This window comes from Collinsella sp. LCP19S3_A7 (genome assembly GCF_052121995.1).
In the GTDB taxonomy this organism is placed as follows: Bacteria; Actinomycetota; Coriobacteriia; order Coriobacteriales; family Coriobacteriaceae; genus Collinsella.
The window spans coordinates 212,609-227,041 of the sequence record NZ_JBQKDE010000001.1 but is presented as its reverse complement, the minus strand read 5'-3'; the positions used below and the strand labels follow the sequence as shown (position 1 = coordinate 227,041).

General features: G+C 62.3%; 12 protein-coding genes. 2 read left to right on the top strand and 10 right to left on the bottom strand.

The window, feature by feature from the left end:
* Positions 1 to 6: 6 nt before the first annotated feature.
* From ACTQV3_RS00930 to ACTQV3_RS00900, 7 genes are all read right to left on the bottom strand, one after another.
* On the bottom strand, positions 7 to 1,866 hold the full coding sequence (locus tag ACTQV3_RS00930) for an ABC-F family ATP-binding cassette domain-containing protein (protein WP_441068376.1): 1,860 nt from the start codon (positions 1,864 to 1,866) through the stop codon (positions 7 to 9).
* A gap of 205 nt (positions 1,867 to 2,071) precedes the next feature.
* The gene (gene pstB / locus ACTQV3_RS00925; protein WP_441068378.1) at positions 2,072 to 2,944 is read right to left on the bottom strand and encodes a phosphate ABC transporter ATP-binding protein PstB; all 873 of its coding nucleotides are present in this window, start codon (positions 2,942 to 2,944) and stop codon (positions 2,072 to 2,074) included.
* Complete coding sequence (gene pstA / locus ACTQV3_RS00920) at positions 2,941 to 3,867, bottom strand: phosphate ABC transporter permease PstA (protein ID WP_441068380.1); 927 nt, start codon at positions 3,865 to 3,867, stop codon at positions 2,941 to 2,943. Before pstA ends, pstB begins: the two co-directional genes overlap by 4 nt.
* The gene (gene pstC, locus ACTQV3_RS00915; RefSeq protein ID WP_427719566.1) at positions 3,860 to 4,768 is read right to left on the bottom strand and encodes a phosphate ABC transporter permease subunit PstC; all 909 of its coding nucleotides are present in this window, start codon (positions 4,766 to 4,768) and stop codon (positions 3,860 to 3,862) included. The genes pstA and pstC overlap by 8 nt, the downstream gene beginning before the upstream one ends.
* 24 nt (positions 4,769 to 4,792) lie before the next feature.
* Complete coding sequence (locus tag ACTQV3_RS00910; RefSeq protein ID WP_441068382.1) at positions 4,793 to 5,746, bottom strand: phosphate ABC transporter substrate-binding protein; 954 nt, start codon at positions 5,744 to 5,746, stop codon at positions 4,793 to 4,795.
* Between the two features lie 275 nt (positions 5,747 to 6,021).
* Positions 6,022 to 7,458, bottom strand: coding sequence for a M20 family metallopeptidase (locus tag ACTQV3_RS00905; protein WP_441068384.1), 1,437 nt, complete (start codon positions 7,456 to 7,458; stop codon positions 6,022 to 6,024).
* A 54-nt stretch (positions 7,459 to 7,512) separates the two neighbouring features.
* Positions 7,513 to 8,175 (bottom strand): HAD hydrolase-like protein, encoded by a 663-nt coding sequence (locus ACTQV3_RS00900; protein ID WP_441014858.1) that lies wholly within the window; start codon positions 8,173 to 8,175, stop codon positions 7,513 to 7,515.
* 157 nt (positions 8,176 to 8,332) lie between these two features.
* Between ACTQV3_RS00900 and ACTQV3_RS00895 the strand changes: the two genes are divergently transcribed.
* Positions 8,333 to 8,491 (top strand): DegV family protein, encoded by a 159-nt coding sequence (locus tag ACTQV3_RS00895; protein WP_441068386.1) that lies wholly within the window; start codon positions 8,333 to 8,335, stop codon positions 8,489 to 8,491.
* A 187-nt stretch (positions 8,492 to 8,678) separates the two neighbouring features.
* On the opposite strand, the gene ACTQV3_RS00890 is transcribed toward ACTQV3_RS00895, so the two are convergent.
* Complete coding sequence (locus ACTQV3_RS00890; protein WP_441068388.1) at positions 8,679 to 9,437, bottom strand: TIGR00730 family Rossman fold protein; 759 nt, start codon at positions 9,435 to 9,437, stop codon at positions 8,679 to 8,681.
* A gap of 233 nt (positions 9,438 to 9,670) precedes the next feature.
* A complete protein-coding gene (gene tgt / locus ACTQV3_RS00885; protein WP_154515785.1) occupies positions 9,671 to 10,810 on the bottom strand; it encodes a tRNA guanosine(34) transglycosylase Tgt in 1,140 nt (379 codons plus the stop codon).
* A gap of 233 nt (positions 10,811 to 11,043) precedes the next feature.
* Between tgt and ACTQV3_RS00880 the strand changes: the two genes are divergently transcribed.
* The gene (locus tag ACTQV3_RS00880) at positions 11,044 to 12,816 is read left to right on the top strand and encodes a hypothetical protein (protein ID WP_441068390.1); all 1,773 of its coding nucleotides are present in this window, start codon (positions 11,044 to 11,046) and stop codon (positions 12,814 to 12,816) included.
* A gap of 398 nt (positions 12,817 to 13,214) precedes the next feature.
* Here ACTQV3_RS00880 and queA read toward each other — a convergent pair whose 3' ends face one another.
* Positions 13,215 to 14,426: a tRNA preQ1(34) S-adenosylmethionine ribosyltransferase-isomerase QueA gene (gene queA / locus ACTQV3_RS00875; RefSeq protein ID WP_441068402.1), complete on the bottom strand. Its 1,212-nt coding sequence runs from the start codon at positions 14,424 to 14,426 to the stop codon at positions 13,215 to 13,217.
* Positions 14,427 to 14,433: the final 7 nt, after the last annotated feature.

The window sequence follows — 14,433 nt, the reverse complement described above, 5'->3', positions numbered from 1 at the left end:
CCTCGTCTACTCCTCGCCCTCGAGCTTCTCGCTCGCCTCGAGCCACGCCATCTCCAGCTCATCCATAGCGGCGTGAGCCTCGTCGATCTTTGCCTGCTGCTCGCCCAGCGCCGTGTAGTTGGTGGGGTCGACCTGCGCCATCGCGGCCTCGGCCTCCTCCACGCGAGCGCGCTGCGTCTCCATCTTGCGCTCGAGCGAGCTCACCTCGCGGCGGAGCTTCTGGCGCTCGGCATTGGAAAGGCCATTGGGCTGACCGCTCGCCCCGGGCTTTTCGGCCGCAGCTGCCGCGGCACCGGTGTCAAACGTGCCGGTCTTGGCGCTCGGCGCACCCACGGGCTCGCCCTCGGCGGTGGCATTGCACAGGCGCAGGTACTGGTCGACACCGCCGGGCATATGCGTCAGGTGACCATCGAGCAGCGCCCACTGCTGGTCGGTCACGCGCTCCATCAAAAAGCGGTCATGCGTTACCAGAATCAACGTGCCGGGCCAACCATCGAGCAGGTCCTCGACAATCGCCAGCATGTCGGTATCCAGGTCGTTGCCGGGCTCGTCCAGGATGAGCACATTGGGCTCGTCCAGGATCGTCAGCAGCAGCGACAGGCGGCGGCGCTGTCCGCCCGAAAGATCGCCGATACGACTCCAGAGCTGCTGCGTCGTAAAGCCCAGACGCTCGCAGAGCTTCTCGGGCGAGGTCTCCTTGCCATCGATAACGTAGTACTTCTTGTAGTTGCTGAGCACCTCGCGGATCGTGTCGCCCATGTAGGGCTCGAGCTCCTCGAGCTGCTGCGACAGCACGCCAAAGCGCACCGTCTGGCCAATCTTCACGCGGCCGCGCAGGGGCGCGATCTTGCCCTGAATCACATCGAGCAGTGTGGACTTGCCGGCGCCGTTCTCGCCCAAAAGACCATAGCGGTCGCCCGCACCAATGAGCCAGGTCACGTCGGAGAGCACTTGCTTGGGCGCGCCGTCGGTATCGGCATAGCCGGCGTCCACGTCGACCACGTCGATAACCTGCTTGCCCAGGCGACTCACCGCCAGGCGCTTGAGCTCCAGCTCGTCGCGCACGGGCGGTACGTCGGCGATGAGCTCGCGGGCGGCCTCCACACGAAACTTGGGCTTGGTGGAGCGCGCCTGTGCGCCGCGGCTCAGCCATGCGAGCTCCTTGCGCGCCATGTTGCGACGGCGCTCCTCGGTAACGGCGGCCATGCGGTCGCGCTCTACGCGCTGCAGGATATATGCGGAGTAGCCGCCCTCGAAGGGGTCGACCTGGCCATCGTGGACCTCCCACATGCTGGTGCAGACCTCGTCCAAGAACCAACGGTCGTGCGTGACCACGAGCATGGCGCCCTGGCCGCGCTGCCAGCGGGCCTTTAAGTGGCGCGCGAGCCAGTTGATGGTGCGCATGTCCAGGTGGTTGGTGGGCTCGTCGAGCATGAGCACATCGTAGTCGCCGATCAGCAGGCGCGCGAGGTCCACGCGGCGGCGCTGACCGCCCGAAAGCTCGCCCACCGTGCCCTCCCAGGGCACATCGCTAATAAGGCCGGCCAGGATCTGGCGCGTACGCGGGCTCGACGCCCATTCGTACTCGGGCGTGTCGCCGACGACGGCATGATGCACGGTGTCGGTATCGACCAGGTTGTCCTTTTGGCCGAGCAAACCAATCGTCGTGTCGCGGCGATGCGTCACGCGGCCGTCGTCGGGGTCCAGCGTACCGGCGAGCACACTCAGCAGCGTCGACTTGCCGTCGCCGTTTTTACCGACGATGCCAATGCGGTCGCCCTCGTCCACGCCAAGCGTCACGCTATCGAAAATATGCTTGGTGGGAAACTCTAGGCTGACGGAATCGCATCCCAAAAGAATCGCCATATGCCCTGCTCCTTCGTAGAAATTCAACGCTGTCCATGATAGCAGCGAGCCCCACCCCAAACCACCACGAAGGTGCCTGTCCCCTTTGTGGTGGTCGTTTCGGTCGCAGAGCAAAAAGGCGGGCCATCTCCCGTAAGAGATGACCCGCCTCTCCAATCAGTCCCGCGGCAACCATGGCCGCCGCGGGCCTCAAGCATGTCCCGGACTAGGAGAACATGCCGGTGAGGTAATCATTCAGCCGCTTATCCTTAGGGCGTTGGAAAATCTCGTCGGTCTCGTCGTACTCGACCATATCGCCCATGTAGAAAAACGCCGTGCGGTTGGACACGCGCGACGCCTGCTCCATGTTGTGCGTCACGATGACGATGGCGCGGTCGGCAACAATCGATGACATCAGGTCCTCGATTGCCAGCGTCGAGATGGGGTCGAGCGCCGAGCAGGGCTCGTCAAACAGAATCACGTCGGGATTGAGCGCCAGCGTGCGCGCAATGCACAGGCGTTGCTGCTGGCCGCCCGAAAGCGCGTAGGCGCTCTTGTCGAGCTTGTCCTTGACCTCGTCCCACAGCGCCGCGCCGCGCAGGCTTTCCTCGACCATGCGATCGAGCTCGTCGCGGTCAGTAATGCCGTGGCGTTTGGGCGCAAACGTGATGTTGTCGCGAATGGACTTGCGGAAAGGGTTGGGCTGCTGAAACACCATGCCAATGGAGCGACGCAGCTCGTAGGTGTTCTCGGTCTTGGTGTTCACGTTGCGCCCGCGGTAGTTGATCTCGCCCTCCACGCGGCAGCCGCGAATCTCGCGATTCATAAGGTTGAGGCTGCGCAAAAAGGTCGACTTACCGCAGCCCGAAGGCCCGATGAGCGCCGTGATCTCGCCCTTGTGAAAGTCGAGCGACGTATCGTGCAGCGCATGGTGGTCGCCATAGTAAACGTTGACGTCCTTGGTGGAAAGCACGACCTCGTCGCTCACCGCTTTGCCGCTTACGCGCACGCGCTTCTCGCTCTCCCCCACGCTCGACATAAAGTCCTGGGTCTCGGACGCGGCCGCCTCGGTTGCGGGCGTTGCATTTATCTCGCTCATTCGGCCGTCATCCTCCTTGCCAGTTGTTTGCCCACGATACGGGCGACTACGTTAAACAGCAGCACGCAGATCATCAGCAGTGCCGCGGTGCCCCAAACAATCTGCTGTGCCTCGGGGCTGCCCTCGCCATAGATCTTATAGATGTGCACGGCGAGCGACTCACCGGGGCGGAACACGTTCCAGGCACAGGTGGGACTCGACAGGTTAAAGTTCAAGAAGTTCAGACGCACCGGCGAGCTCATGCCCGAGGTAAAGAGCAGCGCCGCGGCCTCGCCAAACACGCGGCCGGCCGAAAGCACGATACCGGTCACGATGGCGGGCATGGCCTCGGGGATCAGGATGTGCAGCGTGGCCTCCCAGCGGGTGAGGCCCATGGCCAGGCACGCATCGCGCTGGGCCTGCGGCACGTCCTCGAGCGCCTGCTGGATCACGCGCACCAGGATGGGGATGTTGAACATGGTGAGCGCGACGGCGCCGGAGATGATGGAGTACTTCCAGCCCAGCTGCACCGAGAACACCAGAAAGCCGAACATGCCGACGACGATGGAAGGCAGCGAGGACAGCGTCTCGATGGCGGTGGAGGCGATGTCGCGGATGGGGCCGTCCGGCGCGTACTCAACCAGGAAAACCGCGCCGCCCAAGCTGATGGGCACCGAGATACCTAGGGTGATCAGCAGCAGATAGAACGAGTCGAACAGCTGGTAGAGCACGCCGCCCTGGGTTCCGTTGGCGCGCGCGGGCTGCGTGAGAAATCCCGGCTGGAACAGCGTCGAGATGCCCTCGAACAGAATATAGGCCACCATGGAGACGACGATGAGCATGACGATGGCGACGATTGCCGTCAGCACGCCCGTGGCGATACGGTCCTGCTTTTGGACGCGCCCGAGTCTCGCCTCGTCGATATGAATGCGCGTGCTAGCCACGAGCCTTCGCCCCCTTGCGGCCGATAAGGTGAATGATCAGGATAAAGATGAGGCTCATGCCCATCAGCAGCAGACCGAGCGCCCACAGGACGTCGTCTTGGGCCGAGCCCTCGGCATAGACCGCCATAGACGTGGTGAGCGTGGTGGTGATGGTGGAGGCCGGCGACAGCAGCGACGTCGGCATGGCCTCGATGCCGCCGATAACCATGCGCACGGCGAGCGTCTCGCCAAAGGCGCGGGTCATGCCAAGGATGACCGCGGTCATGAGCGACGGCATGGCGGATTTGAGTACCACGTGCCAGATGGTCTGCCAGCGGGTGTAGCCCAGCGCGAGCGAACCCTGACGGTAGCTATCGGGCACGGCACGCAGGCCATCGACCGAAAGGGTGGTCATCGTCGGCAAGATCATGACGGCCAGCACAATGGCGCCGGGCAAGATGCCCAGGCCCGTGCTCACGTGGAAAACGCTCTTCATAAGACCGACGACCACGTGAAAGCCGACCAGGCCAAAGACGACCGAGGGAATGCCGGTCAAAAGCTCAATAAGCGGCTGAAACACCTTGGAGCCAAACTTAGGGCTAATCTCGACCGCAAAGATAGCAGAGCCGATGGCGATGGGCAGCGCGATAAGCGTGGAGAGCACCATGACCGCAAACGAGGTGACGATCAGGGGCAGGGCTCCGGTATAGGGCAGGCCGTTTTCGGCCGTGTTGGCCAGGTCCCACTTGGTGCCGGTAAAGAACTCGACGACCGAAACGCCGTCCTTGAGAAAAGCCGAGAGGCCCTTTTGGGCGACCATAAAGATGAGCGCGGCAACGACAAGCGTCACGAGCGCTACGCACGCGCCCGTGACGCCCAGGCCCACGTTCTCAAGGTCGCGCTTTGGCAGCTGTTTTGCCATTGCAAACCTTTCCGGGGCGATTACTTATTTAGCGGAGACCTTGCCGCTGGCGTCCTTGACGACCTTCATGGCAGAGACGGGGATAAAGCCCTGTTCCTCGACGAGTTTGCCCTGGACGTCGTCGGAAAGCATGAACTCCAAGAAGGCCTTGGTGGCATCGTCGGCGTCCTTTGCGCAGTACATGTGCTCGGTCGCCCAGATCTTAAAGGAGTCGTCGGTGACGTTTGCGCTCTTGGGCTCCACGCCCTCGACCTTGATGGCGTTGAACTTGGAGTCGTCGAAGTGCGAGAAGTCGAGGTAGGAGATGGCGTTGTCGGTGCTGGCCATCTGAGTCTGGACGTCGCCGGACTTGTCGAGCTCGGCGTCGCCCTTAAAGTCGACGGCCTCGTCACCAAAGACGGCGGCCTCGAAGGTGGCGCGGGTGCCGGAGCCGGCCTTGCGGTTGAGAACGACGATGGTGGCGTCGTCGCCGCCGACCTCCTTCCAGTTGGTGATCTGGCCGGAGAAGATGCCCTTGAGCTGCTCGAGGGACAAGTCGTCGACCTTCACGTTCTTGGAGACGACGGGACCCATGCCCACGACGGCGACCTCGTGGTCGACGAGGTTTTTGACCTGATCGGCCTCGAGCTTGGTCTCGGCGAAGACGTCGGAGTTACCGATGGTGACGGTTCCGGCGGCAACAGCGGTCAGGCCCTTGCCCGAACCGTTGCCCGAGCCAGAGACGGAGACGTCCGGGTTGGCGTCCATGAACTTCTCGGCAGCGGCCTCGACGAGAGCCTGGAACGAGGAGGCGCCGTCGTAGGTCACCTCGCCGGAGACGGACTCGGCAGCGGCGCTGCCCTTGTCGGCGGCGTTGGAAGCGCCTGCGCCGCCGCAACCAACGAGGCCGAGGCCCACGAAGCTGGCAAGACCACCGGCGAGGCCGAGGAACTGACGACGAGAATAAGCCTGATCGAGCATAATCTTCCTTTCATTCATGCGACTCGCGGGCACCCTGCCCGCTTTGCTGTTTGGAAAGATACGGCCTCGATCGGGCGGTGCCCGCGCCAACTGCGGTTTCTTACGGGCATTTGATAGACCCTTACCGCAAGCGCGACTCGGCTTTACAGACGAATAACAAACCCGCCCCCAAGCATGGCCCGCCTTTTACACCAATAAAAACAAAGTTGCGGTGAAATAGTTCCTGCTTGGCCATCAAATGGCCCATTCTAGGAACTATTCCATCGCAACTTAGATTAGGAAACCGCGAAACCTTAAAGCTCCAGCTCATTCAAGCGCAAAATCGCCACGATGTAGATCTTGAGCGCCTGCTTGAGCTGTTCCTCGTTGGCGCACTCGTTGGGGCCGTGCATCTGGCCGCCCCATGCGGGCAGCTCCAGGCCGGTTTCCTCGGGGCCAAACGACACGGCGCGGGCAAAGTTGCGCGCGTACGTGCCGCCGCCCATGGCAAAGGGCTCGGCATGCTTGCCCGTAAACTCGTTATAGGTATCAATAAGCGCCTTCACGGCCGGATCGTCGGCGGACACCGAGAACGGCACCTTTGCACGACCCACACGGCACGTCACGCCAAAGCGGCCCACGAGCGGCTCGAGCTGCTCGCAGATGGTATCGGCGCTCGTGCTGTCGGGGAAACGTACGTCGATGACCTGCTCAATATGGCCATCCATCACACGGATAACACCGGGGTTGCACGTGAGCGGGCCAAACGCCGGGCTCGTCGCGTCGATACCCAGGCCGTGACCGTAGGCATCCGCATGTACAAAGGTCAGAAACTTGACAAACTCGTGCTCGGCGGGCGTCAGCAGGCGCTCGTCGCGTGCACCAAACGCGTCCTCGGCCTCGCGCAGATACGCCACGATGAGGCCGACGGCATTGATCGTTCCCTCGGGCATCGAAGCGTGACCGCCAATACCGTGGGCGAAAATCTGCGCATGCCCGTTATCGAGCGCCGTGATCTCCAGGCGGTCGGCGTTCTCAACGGGCGCCGGCAGCTCATCGGCGGCAATCGCGAGCTCGCAGATAGACTGCGACGGAATGGCGTTGCTCGCCTCGGCACCGCTCCACGATACGATGCGCCCGCCGTCGATCTTGGAGCTCACAAACGTCGCCCCAAACTGGCCCTTCTCGGCATTGCAGACCGGGAACTCGGCATCGGGCGTAAACAAAAAGTCGGGGTCTGCGTGGTTCTCCAGATAATGGTGAACGTCGGACATGGCCACTTCCTCATCGCAGCCCAGCAGCGCGCGGAAGGTATAGCGCGGCACAATGCCGTGCTTGATCAGGTAGGCACCGGCGTAGAGCGACAACACGGCCGGGCCCTTGTCGTCGATCACGCCACGACCGAGCAGCCAGCCCTCGCGGCGCTCCATCGCAAACGGGTCGGTGTTCCAACCGGGACCGGCGGGCACCACATCCACATGGCAGATGGTCGCAAGCTGCTTATCGCCGCGGCCGGGAATGTCGGCGATGCCCACATAGCCCTCGTCGTCGCTCGTCTGGTAGCCGAGCTTTTGCGCAATGCCGAGCGCACAATCGAGCGCATCACGGACCGGGCGGCCAAACGGCGCACCGGGCTCCGCATGGGCAGCAACGGCCACGGACGGATAGCTCACCAGCTGCTCGATATCGGCAACGACATCTTCCCAGATCTCGTCGACATACTCGGTAACGCTCTGCTCCACCTGATTCATGGACGACCTCCTTACCAATGAGCGACGGCCACACCCGCCCCTCGCATAACGTCATTAGATGGCGAAAAGTTTAGCAAGCTCGGCCACCGAGTGCACCGCTGCATCGGCACCCGCCGCCTCGTGCTCGCCCGGCACCGCCGCACCCGAATAGATGCCAATGCACGGCACGCCCCTTGCGTGCGCGCCCTCCACATCGTTAAAGCGATCGCCGATCATCACGGCATCGTCCGCCGTCGCGCCGAGCGCCGCCAGGGCATCGCGAACCGAATCGGCCTTGGTCTCGCGCCCCTGCGGCGGATTCATACCGACCACCGCCTCAAACTGCGAAAGCCCCAGCTCGCCCACCATGTCGATGCACTTTGCCTCCATGCGCGACGTCGCCACGGCCAAGTGATGCCCCTGGGCGGCCAGGCCATCGAGCAGTTCGGGGATTCCATCGAACACGGGGTACTCTTCCGGTCCCAGCTCATCAAAAAAGGCACGGTACTCGTCGGCCACCACAAGCGACTCCTCGCGCGAGAAGCCGTAAAAGTCGTGGAAGCTCTTCCACAACGGAGGCCCGATCATGCGGCGCAGGTCACCCATCTGCGCCTCAGAAAACCCGCGCGCAGCCAGCGCTTTACGCGTCGAGGTCATCACCGCCCGGCCCGTATCGGCCACCGTGCCGTCAAAATCAAACAGCACGACCGGCCGCTTGCATATCTCCAGTGCCTCCATCGACATCCCTCTTCCCCCAGTTGACGATTTCCACATCGACACTTCAAACTGTTGACTATTCAACAATTGAACCTAGCAATGTGGAGCGACTCTACTATACTTGTCGCACTTTGCTCTCAGAAGGCGGCGCGCAAGCGCCCCAACGAAAAGTGCAATTATGTCTTTTGCCATCATAACCGACTCCACGTCGGGCATCTCCCCCGCCCGCGCCCAAGAGCTCGGCATTTACGTGATTCCGCTTCATATGATTATCGAAGGCGAAGACCTGCTCGACCAGGTGCAGGCCAGCTCACGCAGATGCTCAATATTCGCCTGACCGTTTCGCCGGAGTGGAAATCGGGCGAGATCAAGGCGATCAAAAAGGGTCGTGGCGCCAAGCGCATCGTCGCCAACCAATCCCTATTCCACCGCAACTTGGAAGCAGTTCATTTGGGACGGGGCCAAAAAGACTGATATCAAACGTTTCAGACCAGTCTTTTTAGCCCCGTCCCATTTTACCTACCCTACATCAGCCCGCTCAGGACAATATCGACGGCCTCGTTGAGGTCATCGGTGATGTGGACGAGATCTTGATCGAGTGGGCTGATCATGCCGGCATCCATCACCGGGCCGTTGAGCCAGTCGAACAGGCCCTGCCAGTATTCGCTGCCCACCAAAACAAGCGGCATGCGCTTGACCTTGTGCGTCTGCACCAGCGTGAGCACCTCAAACATCTCGTCGAGCGTACCAAAACCACCGGGAAACACGATGGCGCCCGAGCTGTATTTGACAAACATGGTCTTGCGCACAAAGAAGTAACGGAAGTCCATGCCGAGGTTCACGTATTTGTTGAGCCCATGCTCGTGCGGAAGCTCAATACCCAAGCCGACCGACTTGCCGTTGGCGCTCGCCGCTCCCCTGTTGGCCGCCTCCATAATGCCAGGACCACCGCCGGTGATAACCGCCACGCCGCGCTGCGCGATCTTGCGGCCGACCGTGCGCGCCGCCTTGTAGAGCGGATCGGTCTTGGGCGTGCGGGCACTGCCGAAGATGGTCACCGCGGGCCCGAGCTCGGCAAGCGCGCCGAAGCCATCGACAAACTCGGCCTGAATGCGCAGCACACGCCACGGGTCGGCGTGCAACCAGTCAGTCGAGTCCTCGGGCGCCAGCAGGTTGGCGTAGGTGTTGTCCTTAGGAATCATAGGGCCGCGCATAACCACGGGGCCGCGTCGGTACGTCTCGTCGTAGGCCGGCTCGCCCTCGACGTTCTCATTCTTAATCATGGGATACTCCTATCGAAAATAGAAACGGGCGGGGTCGACGCAATGCGTCAAACACCCGCCCGAACATCAACCATTCGGTATGGTACCCACGATGCATCAAGCGCTTGCAAGGCATCGGTCAGAGGTCGTGCAAGCGATGCCGACGCATGCGATGCCCGGCGCCGGCTACGCACGGTCGATTGGCACGTAGCCTCGACACCGCGCGAGCGCCCCCGTAAGCGCACCCGCAGCTCTTAGTAATCCACTGCCGCGGGGCTGTTCATCCAGTCGCTCACAAACGCACCGTAGTGGCCCTCGATAATGGCCTGGCGGGCACGCTGCATAAGGTTGAGCAGGTAGTAGATGTTGTGCATCGAAAGCAAAATGCCGCCGAGCATCTCCTTCTGCGTGACCATGTGGCGAATGAGCGCACGGCTGTAACCGCCCGTGCACACCGGGCAGGTACAGGTGGGATCGATGGGGCCGTCGTCGTGCGCAAAGCGGGCATTGCGGAAGTTAAGGCGACCCTCGCTCGAGAACGCCGTCCCCATGCGGCCGGTGCGCGTCGGCAGCACGCAGTCGAACATGTCGATGCCCACGCCTACACCACGCACGAGCGTCGTCGGGTTGCCGACGCCCATCAGGTAGCGCGGCTTATGTTTGGGCATGTACTCGCTCGCGAGCGGTGCCAGCGTCTCAAACATGGTCTCGTGGTCCTCGCCCACCGAGTAGCCGCCAATGCCGTAACCGGGGAAGTCACCGCACTCCTCCAGATGGCGCAGCGAACGCAGGCGCAGGTCCAGATGCATGCCGCCCTGAACGATGCCAAAGAGCGCCTGGTCGTCGCGGGTATGAGCTTTATAGCAGCGCTCGGCCCACATGCTCGACAGCTCAACGGCGCGCTCAACGTAGGCGCGCGTGGCGGGATAGCCCGGGCACTGGTCGAGCTGCATGCAGATGTCGGAGCCAAGCTTCATGGCGATTTCCATGTTGTCCTCGGGCGTCCAGAACACGTGGCGGCCGTCGTAGTCGTTGACGATAAAGCGCACGCCCTCGTCGGTGAGCTTGACGGCGTCGTTGTGGCTGAACACCTGGAAACCGCCGGAATCAGTGAGGATGGGGCCATGCCAGTTCATAAACTTGTGCAGACCACCCAACTCGGCGATGGTATCCTCGCCGGGACGCATGGACAGGTGATAGGTATTGGCGAGCACGATCTGGGCGCCGAGCTGCTTGACAGTCTCGGCAGGAATGCCCTTGACGTTTGCCTTGGTGCCCACGGGCATAAAGATCGGCGTCTCGATGTCGCCGTGCGGGGTGTGCAGCACGCCGGCACGCGCATGCGTCGTCGGATCCTCGGCGATCAGGTCGAATTTAAATAGGCTCTGGTCCATAAACTGGAACTCCTTGGTTGCGGTTCATACGCAAACCATTATAAAGACCGCGGCAGGTGAACGGCATAACGTCTTTCGGAGAAGGGAATGTCAAGCGCAAACTGAATAGAGCGGCCGATTATTTGCTATCCAAGCGAGCCATCGAACACGTTTTGAAACTTTGCTGCGACGCGCGGGATGCCGGCGCGAGACTTTATCATAGGGTGACAATCAACGATGAGGAGCACATGCCTATGACAGACGAGCTGGACCCCCAGACTCAGCAGCATATTGATGATTCCGCAGACGTCGCCGACGACTGCAGCACTCCTACCTGCGTCGCCGCTTCCGTCGATGCATCCGCCGATGATGCGCACGCCGGTGCGGATAAGGCAACAGACACAGGCGATACTGTCGAGCATGACGAAGGCGAGCAACCGGAGTCGAACGACGCCGAGCCCGACGCGGACCCCGCGTCACAGGCGACAGGCCCCATCGAGGTATCTTCGGAAGAAGAGCTCGATGCCGTCATGGACTCCATGATGGATGCCGTCAAAGCGATGAAAGACGCCGTGGCTGACGCCGATGTGGACGCCGAAGAAGAGAAGGCCGCCGAGACCGCATCGACCTTCGTGCCTGGCGAGACCCCCGTTGCCGACCAAGGCAGCACCGTACCTTCGTTCTTACAGCTCGAGCACCCTACAATTGGCGCAGATGCAGTTGACCCGCACACTGCCGGATTTTCCGTGATCGAGGGTGGCACCGGCAATATCGCCACGTCGCAGGCGCCCGATGCGGGTACGGCCGACGCCGGTCACCCGACCGCTCCACACGCCCCTGCAGCCAGCCGCGATCTGGGAACCGCCGTCTCAAATACAGCAAACGCCATAGGCACTTTTATCGCCCAGGGCGCCTCTGCCATGCGCGAGATGAACGCCGCAAAGAAGGCGCTCGCGGACGCTCGTGCCCACCTGGCCGAACTTGATCAGCGCATCGCCGATCAAGGCGAGGAGCTCGAGACGCGCCAGGATATCGCAGGCCGCTACGACCAAATCGTCGCCGAGCAGCGCCACGCTATCGACACGGCACAAAAGGCCGCCGCGGCGGCAGAAATCGGCCGCGATACCCATGCCGCCAAAGCGACTGAGCTCAAGTGCCACCTCGAGCAAATGAAGGCAGAAGATGATGCAGCCGAGCGCCGCCTGAAGGCCGCACTCGATGCCGTCGAAGCGCGCGAAGCCAGCTCGCGCGAGACCGGTAACCGCCTCGTACGACGTCTCGAGGATTCCAAGCGCATCCGCGACAAGGTGAAGGCCGAGCGCGACGCCGGCGTTGCCGCAGCGCAGCAAACCGTCGACGCCACGCGTGCCCAGCTCGAGACGCTGCGTCATGAGTATGCCGAGCTGCAGCGCAATCCCTCGGCAAATCCCGCCAACTATACGGTACGCACCAGCGAGCTTTCGATGCAGATCTCCGACACGGCTGATGCCCTTCGTAAAGCCGAGGAAGATGTCCCGCGCATCACCGCCGATCTTGAGCACTCGCTCGCAGCCGCCGAGCACGCCGTCGAGCAGGCGCAAGCCCCCATCGCCGACGCCAAGCGCGCCCATCAGGCCGTGACGGCCGAGGCCGATGCCACGCGCGACGAGCTGCAGACCGCAAAGGCGGCCGCTGCAGCGCGCCAGCGCGAATTACGCGAGAAGATCGTCACCGAGGACAAAGCGCGTCAAGAGCAAGAGCAAGCTATCGCCAATGCCCAGGCGGACGTCGCGCATGCGCAGTCGATCATCGAGCAGGCGACCGAGGTGCACAACCATCCCGAGATCACCGAATCGCTCGCGGGCTCCCTGGCTCGCGATAAGGACGAGCGTGCCGAAACCGAGCGCGAAGTGGCTCAGCTCGAAGCCGCCGAGAACGACGTGCGCGAGCGCACCCGCGACTCACGCGTCAAATTCACCGGCGCAATCGTCTGCATTGTCGCTGTAATCCTCGTGATCGTCCTAATCTGGCTGTTTGCGAGCAAGTAAACCAGCTGCCAAAAACACTCACCGCAACGTTTTGATTGGTACAAAGGGGCCAGGCTACTTTGCACCAACTTGGTGCATATAAAGCAGTCCCCATTGCACCAACAACGTTTGCCCAGATAAAACCTGCCAAAATAAACCTGTCCCTTTTTGGCAGGTTGAACCACGGCAACGCCAATGTTTTGGCGAAGTCAGCGAAAACCCGCCAGAACGGCAATCTCTTGACAACCAAAGAAATGCCGATGTTTTGCCAGCGACAGCGAGCGGGTCGCATTTGAGGCAAGGTGACGTGAAACGAAAGGGCGCTGACCTTCTGGTCGCGCCCTTGAAGTTGAACGTCAGATTGTCCAAATGCGGCCCGCGCAGCGTCGAGCAGTTACGCGGTTCGTAGAACCGCGTAACTAACAAATGAGCATGGCGTCGCCAAAGCTGAAGAAGCGGTAGCGCTGCTCGATAGCGGCGGCGTAGGCATCCATGATCTGGTCGCGGGTGGCAAGTGCGCTCACGAGCATCATGAGTGTGGAGCGCGGAACATGGAAGTTGGTGATCAGCGCGTCGACCACGTGATAGGTCGAGCCGGGCATGAGGTAGAGCTGCGTCGTCGCGTTCTCGCGCGCCACGATGTCACCACGGCCGAGCGTGTCGGCCCCGTCCTTACGGCCCTCAAAATAGCGCGCCGTCACAGCCGGATCGGACACCGGCGCGTCCGCGTCAAACGCACTCTCGAGCGAGCGGACTGCGGTGGTACCGACAGCAATCACGCGATGCCCCTCGGCCTTAGCCTTATGCACGGCGTCGACAACCTCCTGCGACACGTGATAGCGCTCGGTGTGCATCACGTGCTGCGTGGGGTCGTCCTCCTCCACCAGACGGAAGGTATCAATGCCCACCTCGAGCTCGACAGCGGCAAACTTCGCACCCTTGGCCTCGATAGCGGCCATGAGCTCGGGAGTAAAGTGCAGGCCCGCCGTGGGAGCGGCAGCTGAGTGCTCCTCCTTCATGGCGTAGACGGTCTGGTACTTCTCGGGATCGCCCTCGTAATCGGTAATGTAGGGCGGCAGCGGCACGTGGCCGGCAGCATGGATGGCCTCATCGAGTGTGCGCGGCTCTCCGGCGGCATTGCAACCGGCTGGCTCAAAACGCACCAGGCGGCCGCCGCGGCTATCGGTGACAAAGTCGACCACCTCGGCCGTCAGCACCACGGGCGCGCCCTCGGGCGCATGGGCGCCACCGGCGCGATACTCAATCTGAGCCCCGGGCTTTAGGCGCTTGCCCGGCTTGACCAAGCACTCCCAAACGTGACCCAGCGGATTCACGTCCTCGCGGCGCTTGAGCAGCAGCGTTTCGACCACGCCGCCCGAGCCGGCCTTGCGACCGATAAGGCGGGCCGGCATCACGCGCGTCTGGTTGATGACGAGCACGTCGCCCGGCTCGATATAGTCGATGATGTCGCGGAAGATGCGGTGCTCGACGGTGCCGCCATGCTCCAGCGGCGTTCCCGCCTGGGAGCCCTTGCGATCCACCACCAGCAGGCGGCAGGAGTCACGCGGTTCGGCAGGAGCCTGGGCAATCAGTTCCTCAGGAAGGTTGTAGTCAAAATCATCGGTACGCATAGACACG

Excerpts from the sequence above, each read along its gene's own strand:
- ACTQV3_RS00930 (WP_441068376.1), bottom strand. The coding sequence starts at position 1,866 with ATGGCGATTCTTTTGGGATGCGATTCCGTCAGCCTAGAGTTTCCCACC.
- pstB (WP_441068378.1), bottom strand. The coding sequence starts at position 2,944 with ATGAGCGAGATAAATGCAACGCCCGCAACCGAGGCGGCCGCGTCCGAG.
- pstC (WP_427719566.1), bottom strand. The coding sequence starts at position 4,768 with ATGGCAAAACAGCTGCCAAAGCGCGACCTTGAGAACGTGGGCCTGGGC.
- ACTQV3_RS00910 (WP_441068382.1), bottom strand. The coding sequence starts at position 5,746 with ATGAATGAAAGGAAGATTATGCTCGATCAGGCTTATTCTCGTCGTCAG.
- ACTQV3_RS00905 (WP_441068384.1), bottom strand. The coding sequence starts at position 7,458 with ATGAATCAGGTGGAGCAGAGCGTTACCGAGTATGTCGACGAGATCTGG.
- ACTQV3_RS00900 (WP_441014858.1), bottom strand. The coding sequence starts at position 8,175 with ATGGAGGCACTGGAGATATGCAAGCGGCCGGTCGTGCTGTTTGATTTT.
- ACTQV3_RS00895 (WP_441068386.1), top strand. The coding sequence starts at position 8,333 with ATGTCTTTTGCCATCATAACCGACTCCACGTCGGGCATCTCCCCCGCC.
- ACTQV3_RS00890 (WP_441068388.1), bottom strand. The coding sequence starts at position 9,437 with ATGATTAAGAATGAGAACGTCGAGGGCGAGCCGGCCTACGACGAGACG.
- tgt (WP_154515785.1), bottom strand. The coding sequence starts at position 10,810 with ATGGACCAGAGCCTATTTAAATTCGACCTGATCGCCGAGGATCCGACG.
- ACTQV3_RS00880 (WP_441068390.1), top strand. The coding sequence starts at position 11,044 with ATGACAGACGAGCTGGACCCCCAGACTCAGCAGCATATTGATGATTCC.
- queA (WP_441068402.1), bottom strand. The coding sequence starts at position 14,426 with ATGCGTACCGATGATTTTGACTACAACCTTCCTGAGGAACTGATTGCC.